Annotated in this window: 5 protein-coding genes; 2 read left to right on the forward strand and 3 right to left on the reverse strand. The window is 63.3% G+C overall.

The window, feature by feature from the left end:
- Both xerD and F4Z81_15275 read right to left on the reverse strand, forming a co-directional pair.
- On the reverse strand, window positions 1-885 hold the full coding sequence (gene xerD, locus F4Z81_15270) for a site-specific tyrosine recombinase XerD (protein MXW06408.1): 885 nt from the start codon (window positions 883-885) through the stop codon (window positions 1-3).
- 30 nt (window positions 886-915) lie between these two features.
- Complete coding sequence (locus tag F4Z81_15275; protein ID MXW06409.1) at window positions 916-1,926, reverse strand: TIM barrel protein; 1,011 nt, start codon at window positions 1,924-1,926, stop codon at window positions 916-918.
- A gap of 107 nt (window positions 1,927-2,033) precedes the next feature.
- On the opposite strand from F4Z81_15275, the gene F4Z81_15280 reads away from it, so the two are divergent.
- Window positions 2,034-5,243 carry a TonB-dependent receptor gene (locus F4Z81_15280; GenBank protein ID MXW06410.1) on the forward strand — a complete coding sequence of 1,070 codons (3,210 nt, stop codon included), beginning with the start codon at window positions 2,034-2,036 and terminating at the stop codon, window positions 5,241-5,243.
- A gap of 118 nt (window positions 5,244-5,361) precedes the next feature.
- Window positions 5,362-6,228: a fumarylacetoacetate hydrolase family protein gene (locus F4Z81_15285; protein MXW06411.1), complete on the forward strand. Its 867-nt coding sequence runs from the start codon at window positions 5,362-5,364 to the stop codon at window positions 6,226-6,228.
- Between the two features lie 25 nt (window positions 6,229-6,253).
- Here the strand turns inward: F4Z81_15285 and F4Z81_15290 are convergent, their stop codons facing one another.
- Window positions 6,254-8,647, reverse strand: a complete 2,394-nt coding sequence (locus tag F4Z81_15290) for a bifunctional metallophosphatase/5'-nucleotidase (protein ID MXW06412.1) — start codon at window positions 8,645-8,647, stop codon at window positions 6,254-6,256.
- Between the last annotated feature and the right edge of the window lie 201 nt (window positions 8,648-8,848).

Here is an 8,848-nt window from a genome sequence, read left to right on the forward strand (position 1 = left end):
TCACCCTCGCGGTTGGTACCGGGTGTACTCGTCCTTGTGGTATTCGCGGTCCACGTGGGTGTAGATCTGCGTGGTGGCGATGTCCACGTGGCCCAGCATTTCCTGGACGGCACGGAGATCGGCGCCCCCTTCCAGGAGATGGGTGGCGAAGGAATGGCGCAGGGTATGGGGACTGACTTTCTTTTCGAGCCCGGCCAGTTCCACGTAGGTATCCATGATCTTCCACAGGCCCATGCGGGACAGCCGGCCTCCGCGCGCGTTCAGGAAGAGCAACTCGCCGCTCTTCGATGAGGCCAGGGCGGGCCGAACCTTGTGCAGGTAGTTTCGGATCACGTTGATCGCCTGGCGGCCCACGGGGACCAGGCGTTCTTTGCCGCCCTTCCCGAAGATGCGCGCCAGCCCGGTTTCGAAGAGGAGATCGGGCCGCCTGAAATCCAGCAGTTCGGACGCGCGCAGGCCGGTGGCGTACATGAATTCGAGGATCGCCCGGTCGCGCAGTCCCAGCGACGTCGTATGATCGGGTTGTTCGAGTAACGTCCTGATCTCCTCCAGGCTCAGGACGACCGGGAGGCGGCGGGGCTGCTTGGGCACCCGGACGTGCTCGGTCGGATCGGCCGTGGCCAGTCCCTCGCCGATGAGGAATCGATGGAAGATCCGTACCGCAGATACGTGCCGCGCAATGCTCGAAGGCGCGAGCCCGCGGCGGCGCAGGTACGCGATGAACCCCTGGACGTCTTGGCGCGTGGCGTCCGAGAAGGAAGCGATCCCCCTCCGGTCGAGGTGGTTCTTGTAGGAGGTCAGGTCGCGGCGGTACGCCTCGTGGCTGTTCGGCGACAGCCCCCGTTCGATGAGCAGGTGGGTGAGGAAATCGTTCAGTTCATTCATGACGCGCGGCGGCGCACTCCGCCCGTGCGCTTACGCGGCGGCGCACTCCGCCCGTGCCCGATCGGCATGCGCTTTCATGTACGCGATCGAGTAGGCGTAACCGATCCGGCCGTCTCCCGCCATCTCGGGGATGTGGTCGGGGATCATGACCCCGTAGAAGCCGGTCTCCTCCAGGACCCGCGCGGCCTGGTACATGTCGAAGTACCCGTTGTCGATGAAGGTCTCCACGAAATGGGGCAGGGGCTGGTCCACGTTCCGGTAGTGGACCTTGAAGACCTTGCCCTGTTCGCCGAAATGGCGAAGCGATTCCTCCACGCCCTTGCCCATAAGCGATCCGCCTTCGAGCCAGCAGCCGATGCAGAAGCAGAGCCCCACGTTCGGGCTGTCGGCAATTTCCATGGCCCGGTAGTATCCGTCGTAACTGCTGAAGATGCAGCGCGGGATGCCACCGAGTTCCGGCTGGGGTGGATCGTCGGGATGGATGCCGATACGGACGCCCGCTTCCTCCGCGACCGGCGCGACTTCCCCGATGAAATGGGCGAAATTGTCCCAGATTTCGTCTTCACTGTACGCCCGACCGTGGGTCAACGGCATCCTGAACATACGCCCGCCCCAGTGGCCTTCCTCGGCTTTCGCCAGGTCGAATCCGCGGGCCGGCGCACCGCCGCGCGTCGTCTCCCGCTCCGTACTCCAGATCCCGTTCCCCATGTGGGCATAGGTCGTATAGGGAATGCCGGCCCGGCCGAGGTCGCGTATGTAGCGCTTGTACTGTTCCACCTTCGCGTCCCGGTTCGGCAGGTTGAGCACGATGGCGTCCTGGTTGTGCACGTCGCTGTTCCCGAAACCGTAGATCTTGATGCCGGCTTCCTCGTAGATCTCCCGCCGGCTCATGAAATAGTCGTAGTTGGCGTGTTCGCCGTCCGTCCAGAGACAGACGTATTCGATGCCCAGCTGCCGGGCGAACTGCAGGTCCTCCTGCGAGGGTTCGGGAGACATCTGTCCTGCGATCTTGAGACCGGGTTCTATTTCCATGAGCGCCATGGGAGGCTCCTAGATGAAAGTTTCCGTTTCGTATTCGGACTTGTGGGGTATTATATTCGACGTTCCCGGAATTGTGAAACGATTTATCGAAAAGGAGTTTGAGGTACATGCGCATACTGAGCCGGACGGTCCCGGCCCTCTCCCTGATCCTGTTCCCGACCCTCGCCACAATCCTCGCTCTGATGTTCGTTCTGATCCAGCCGGTCCTGGTTTACGCCCAGGGCATTACGACCGCGGCCCTCTACGGCAGGATTCTGGACGACACCGGTGCGCCGCTTCCCGACGCTACGGTGGTCGCCTTGCACGAACCGACGGGTGTCTCCTCCGGCGTCTTTTCCCGTGCCGACGGGCGATACAACCTCGCGGGCTTGAGGACCGGCGGCCCGTACGAGATCCGGGTCAGCTATATCGGCTACCGCACCGCCGTCCGGCAGGACATTTTGCTGACCATGGGCCAGAGCCTGCGGGCGGATTTCCGGCTGGACAGGGACCTCATCGAGGCGGGGGAAATCACCGTAACGGCCCACCGGGACGAGGTTTTAAGCGCGTCGAACACCGGTACCGAGACCCACGTATCGGCGATCGAGATCGCTCGTCTGCCCTCGATCGCGCGGAGCATACAGGACTACACGAGGCTGGCGCCCGAAGCGGCGTCGAAGGCAGGCGGGCAGAGCATCGCGGGCAAGAACAACCGACTGAATAATTTCCAGGTGGACGGCGCGGTGCTGAACGACGCCTTCGGCCTGACGGGCGAGGGACTGCCCACGGGCCAGGTGGACGCACAGCCGATCAGCCTGGACGCCATCGAGGAATTCCAGGTGCAGGTGGCCCCCTTTGACGTGCGCTCCGGCGGTTTCGCGGGAGGGCTCATCAACGCGGTGACGCGCAGCGGAACGAACCGTTACCGGGGTTCCGTTTACTGGTTCGGCCGGAACGAATCCCTGGTAGGCGACCTGGACGGGGACGAATTCGGAGATTTCACCGACTACCAGCTTGGTTTCCGGCTCGGCGGCCCGGTGGCCAGGAACCGGGCCTTCTTCTTCGTCAACGGAGAACTGCGGCGCCGTTCGAGCCCTTCGAGCGCGGGTCCGGCGGATTCGGACCAGCCCATACGCTTCGGGGCGGGCTCGGCCGATCTGCAGCGGATCGTGGACGTCGCCCGCGACCGATACGGTTACGACGCCGGTGGATACGACCCTTTCTCACAGGATACGCGGAACGAAAAGATATTCGCGCGGCTGGACGTCAACCTGACGCCCGGGCACCGTCTCACCCTGCGCCACAACCTGGTGAACGGCGACCTGGACGACGGGCTGAGCCGGGGACGTACCCTCTTCACGCTGACCAGCAACCAGTTCAAGCGCGACAACGTCACCCAGTCGTCGGTCGTGCAGCTCAACAGCACCTTCTCCGGCAGCCTGGCCAATGAAGCGCGGATATCCTACAGCCGCGTGCGGGACAAGCGGTCGCCGCTGTCCGCTTCCTTTCCCCAGGTCCGGATCGATCTCGAGGAACCGGGCGGCGCGTTCCTGGGCGAGGTCCGGCTCGGCGTGGAACGGTTCTCCCAGGCCAACACGCTGGACCAGGACACCTTCGAGTTCACCAACGACCTCCACCTGTTCCGCGCGGATCACACCATAACGATCGGCACCCACAACGAATTCGTCTCTTTCGACAACCTGTTCATTCAGGACTACTACGGGGCCTACGAGTTCGACAGTATCGAGGCTTTCGAAAGGGGCACCCCCACCCGCTACCTCTTGAGCCGGTCCAGCGTGCCCGGCGTCGAACAGCCTCGCGCCGCATGGGACTACGTGCAGCTGGGATTCTACGCCCAGGACAACTGGAAAGTCAGCCCGCGGCTCAGCCTGAACTTCGGGCTGCGGGCCGACGTGCCGATCCTGCCGGACGAACCCCTGGCCAACGACCGCTTCGCCCGCCAGTTCGCCGGCCACCGGACGGACCGGACCCCGGGCGGTCAAGTACACTGGTCTCCCCGCTTCGGGTTCAATCTCGACGCCGGAGGGGACCGCGGGACCCAGATCCGGGGTGGCGCCGGCGTCTTCGCGGGACTGCCGCCCGCCGTCTGGCTTTCCAACGCATACAGCAACAGCGGCGTGGACTTCACCCGCATCGATCTCGCGACCTTTCGGGACCAGGACGTCCCCGCGTTCGTAGCCGACCCCTTCGCGCAACCGCTACCGCTGGGAGCAGATCTCTCCGCGCCACAGACTTCGGAGGTCAACGTCATCGATCCGGCGTTCCGGCTGCCCCGGGTCTTCCGCACCAACCTCGCCCTCGACCGCAGGCTGCCCCTGGACCTGGTCGGTACCGTGGAAGTCCTGCTGGCCCGAAACCTCGACGACGTCCGGTTCCGTAACCTCAACATCGGGGACGCCGGCAGGCCGACCGGTGTGACGCCGGACGGAAGGCCCGACTACGGCGGCAGGAAGGTCAGCGGAGATTTCACCAACGTCATCCTCCTGGAGAACACGGACAGGGGCCGCCAGTTCAACCTGACGTTGCGGCTGCGCAAAGGACAGAACACGACCTTCCTGCCCGGACTCTTCGGCAGTCTGGCCTACGTATTCCAGGACGCGGAGGACATCAACAGCGGCAGGTCGAGCCGCGCCATCTCCAACTGGCAGTACAACGAGACCGACGACCCCAACGGAGAGACGACCGCCACGTCCGATTTCGAGGTCCGGCACCGGGTCCTGGCCAGCGGGTCCTGGAAGTTCGAGATCGGACAGGGCCTGGCAACGACGGTCTCCGTCTTCTACGAAGGCAGCGCGGGAGATCCTTACAGCTACATGTATAGCGACGACGTGAACGGCGACGGCATCCGGGGCAACGACCTCGCCTACATCCCGGCTAGCAGGAGCGACGTGAGCGCGGAGGTCGCCGACGACGAGTGGCGAGCGATCGACGCTTTCATCGATTCCGACCCCACATTGCGCGCGGCCCGGGGCGGGATTGTGCGGCGTAACGCGAGCCGTTCGCCGTGGCGGAACCGGCTGGACCTGCGCCTGATCCAGCAATTACCCTCCGTACGGAACCAGCACTTCGAGCTGACGCTGGACGTATTGAACCTGACCAACCTGATCAACAGCGACTGGGGCCAGAGCCGCTACGTGCGGTTCGACGCCGCAGGCCTGTTCAATTTCGACGGGTACGACGAACAGGGCAGGCCGGACCTGGACCTCCGGGTCCGGGACGCCAACGAAGACGGAAGGGTCGACCGCGAGGACGTGTTCCAGACGACCAACCTCTCGTCTCGCTGGCAGGTGCAGGCCGGGGTGCGGTATACATTTTAATGGAGTTGACGGGTTGCCGGGTCCGGTTATATTAACTCGTCCATTTCCGCCGACTATGTATTCCGCTAAATCAGATTCTGCCGACAACGTGCCGGCTCAGATTACTGAAGCATAAACCATCCGTAGACAGGAGGATTACGTGAAACTGGCATTCTACAACGACTATACCCTGGGTGTCATCGAGAACGACACGATCATCGACGTATCGGCCGCCGTTTCAGATGCCGGGGCGTCCAGCCCCCAGGCCCAGATCGAAGCGGTTATCAGCGGCTGGGACACCTACGGCGACCGTATCGCCGAGGCCGCGAAGGGACAGGCCGGATCGCCGCTCTCCGCGGTCAGCCTGCGGGCGCCGTTACCGCGCCCGGGGACACTGCTCTGCCTCGCGGGGAACTACATTGAACCCGATCATCCCACCAAGGAGACCTTCAACGCCTTCCTGAAATCCAACACGTCGGTGATGGGCCAGGACGCGGTCGTGGAACTGCCCGACACGGATGCCTCGGTCTTCCACTTCGAACCCGAACTCGCCCTCGTCATCGGCAAGCGGGCCAGCAAGCTCAGTGCGGACGAGGCCCTGGACCACATCTTCGGCTACACCCAGTTCATCGACGTCTCGGCCCGCGGACTGCCCGGCGGTTTTTTCCTCGGCAAAAGCTGGCACACCTTCGGCCCGATGGGCCCGGCGCTGGTCACGGCCGACGAGGTGGGCGACGCCAACGACCTGCCCGCGAAGATGTGGATCAACGGAAACCTAAAGCACGACTTCTCCACCGGCGAAATGGCCCGGCACATCCCCGAACTCCTGGCCGAAGTGACCGCCGTGGTCACCCTCGAGCCCGGCGATGTGGTCTCAACGGGCACGCACCACTACGCCCTCAGTCCCGTCCAGGACGGCGACAGCCTGCGCCTGAGTATCGACAAGTTGGGACCGGCACTAAACATTACTTGCGCGGATGACAAGAAGAGGACGTGGGAGCGGTAGGGGATTCAGCGCAGGGGTACCACACTCACCGGTAGTAACGCCAATCGTAACCGAGGCCGACCTGCAGTTCAAACTTGACGGCGGCCCGGTCGATGTCACTGTCCCGGTGCAGGAAGAGGTTCGCGTCGAGCGTGGCGGCGAGATCGTCCAGCAGGCGGAAACGCAGGTGGTTGAAGTGCTGGACCGACATGGTCTGGCGCTGCCCGGTGCCCCAGAAAACCCGAGCTTGCGACGACAGCGAATTGCCTGGAAGCAGGGAGGTCCGGAACTCGGGCGCCACTTCGACGCCTACGACGTTTATCGCGGTGATCCGGTCTCTTTCCAGGGCCAGTCCGATCCGTACGTTCGCCTGTGAACCCAGTTCCGTCCGAAGGCCTCCCTTGAACCGAAATACGACGGGGTGTTTCTGTCCTTCGTCACCCGTCCATACCGTGTTGACGTCCAGTCCGACGAACTGGGACAGTTGCGCGTACGGCAGCGAGTAGAGCACCTCGCCGTCGATCCGGTCCACGGCCTCCCGTTGGCTTCCGTTATTGTTCAGCCTGCCGTAGCCTGTCCTCAACTGGGCCGAAATCGATCCCACCGGGGTGTACCGGGTTGACTGGTGCGCAACGCGGACGAGCCAGGTCAGCGATTCCTCGCCGCTCAGGAACGGATCGCGGCTGTACTCTTCGGCAGGCCCTTCCAGGGTGGTCTGCGTCAGGGAGCCGTTGAACCGCGTGCTGCCTTCCATTACACTCCGCGGCTCGCGCCGGATGCCCTCCCACCGATCGAGCGTATCGTTACCCCGTACATGGGCCGTCACCAATTCCCTCAGTCCGATGCGTGTACCGGAATCGCGCGACATTCGGAATTCTCTGGCCTCCCGGACCAGGGCCGGATCCGCCAGGATCATCGGGACGGCCACCACGTACGTCCTGTCCTGATTCAACGGCTGACCGTCAACCGCACCGGATTTCGCATCGTACCCCGCAAAGACCACGTCGTGTTCCCGCGGCAGCCTGCCGGCCCATGCCCGCAACTGCCGTCCCGACACGGAAACGCGGACGAGCACGTCGTTATCACGGACCAAGCGGGTCACCGTTCGCAATCGGACCTCTCCGTCCAGACGTATAGGCCTCAAGGCGTGCCGGTCGATCGCGGCGACATCGGCCGCTAGTCTTGTGCGCGCCAGGTCGGCGATCCAGGATCCGGTATCCTCGATGGGTTCCCGGGTCTGGCCAATCCGGATGTCGTAGACTTCGCGCACGGTTACACTGAGCCTGGCGACGACAGCCGATACCGCGGGATCCAGCGGAAAGGACGAATCGGTCGTGGTAGCGAGGTTCGGCAGCAGGGACGAACCGGCAGGTACCAGGACCGGACTTAGACTGGAAATGGCGGTCATTCCGCCTTCCCTGCGGAAGGTGATTTCGAGCCTTCCCAGATGGGTCCCCCGTCCCGGTGTGGTCACCAGGTATCTGCCATCGACGAACCGGACCACGTGTTCCGTCGGGCGCGGTTCGGAACCGGCAGCCGTGCCTCCCGCGATGAACAGCTGTACCTGGGGAAAGGCCAGCGCGAGGTCCCTTGCTTCGTCCATGCTCATGTTGACCAGCGCGATGCGTACGTCCGCGTGACCCGCGGGACCGGCCAGGAGTGATTCGAGCGTCTCGCGCGGATCCTGGATATCCAGAGCCGTGGGGTCCACAGTTGAAAGATCGTCAGCCATCCGGGACGAAACGAGCCCCATGACGGCGATCTGCAATCCGCTTCTTTCGGTCAGCAGGAACGGAGCGATGGTGTCATGGACCGTGTTGTCAGTCCCATCGACCGTTTCACCAAATTCCAGGTTGGCGCCTAATACGGTGAATTCAGCCTGGTCTGCGCGGGTTAAGAGCGTGTCGAGCCCGTAGGCGAACTCGTGTCCGCCCACGACCATGGCATCGAATCCCGCCATGTCCATGAGTTGAATCAACGTGCGGCAGCCATCCACGTCGCAGGCGGGCGTCGCGCCCATTGCGTTCCCGCCGTCCAGGACCAGGGTCGAAACGCCACTGGTCCCTTCATGGGCACGGATCATCGATACAAGTGCGGCCAGGCTGCCTCGGTCCGCTGCGTTTTCCGGACCCTGATTCTCCGCCAGATCCGCCTCGTCAAAGCCTTCCTCGATGTAGATATTGCCCCGCAGATCGTTGGTGTGGAAAAGGGTAAGCCGATGCTCGGTCACCTGGGCGTTGATTTGGGGGTCGACCAGGGCGGTGGCCACGGCATCGGATTGGGTGTCAACCTGGGCGTTGATTTGGGGGTCGGTCTGATGGACAGCCCGGGCGTTGGTCTGGGCGACTTCTTGTGCGTTGGCTGCTGGCGGGGAATGTATCGCTGCTGCTACCAGGCACCACCACGCTGCCGCAGTGGCCATCCACAGGGTCTTTGTCATCGGTGAACTATCCTGGGATCCTGTCCCATGAGTTCATCCACGGTGTCGACTGAGGTTTCGACGGCGTAATATCTTCGATACCGTAATATAATGTTCGCAGGCAGCACCGCAACGTAGAGAATGTGGTTTTAGTAGCTTCCGTCATGTTTTATTGGTCCGGTTCGATAATGACCACATCAGAGAATCGTGACGGTGTATCTA

The sequence above is a fragment of the Gemmatimonadota bacterium genome, assembly GCA_009835325.1.
In the GTDB taxonomy this organism is placed as follows: domain Bacteria; phylum JAAXHH01; class JAAXHH01; order JAAXHH01; family JAAXHH01; genus JAAXHH01.

Coding starts and splice junctions, on each gene's coding strand:
- xerD (MXW06408.1), bottom strand. CDS start 885: ATGAATGAACTGAACGATTTCCTCACCCACCTGCTCATCGAACGGGGG.
- F4Z81_15275 (MXW06409.1), bottom strand. CDS start 1,926: ATGGCGCTCATGGAAATAGAACCCGGTCTCAAGATCGCAGGACAGATG.
- F4Z81_15280 (MXW06410.1), top strand. CDS start 2,034: ATGCGCATACTGAGCCGGACGGTCCCGGCCCTCTCCCTGATCCTGTTC.
- F4Z81_15290 (MXW06412.1), bottom strand. CDS start 8,647: ATGACAAAGACCCTGTGGATGGCCACTGCGGCAGCGTGGTGGTGCCTG.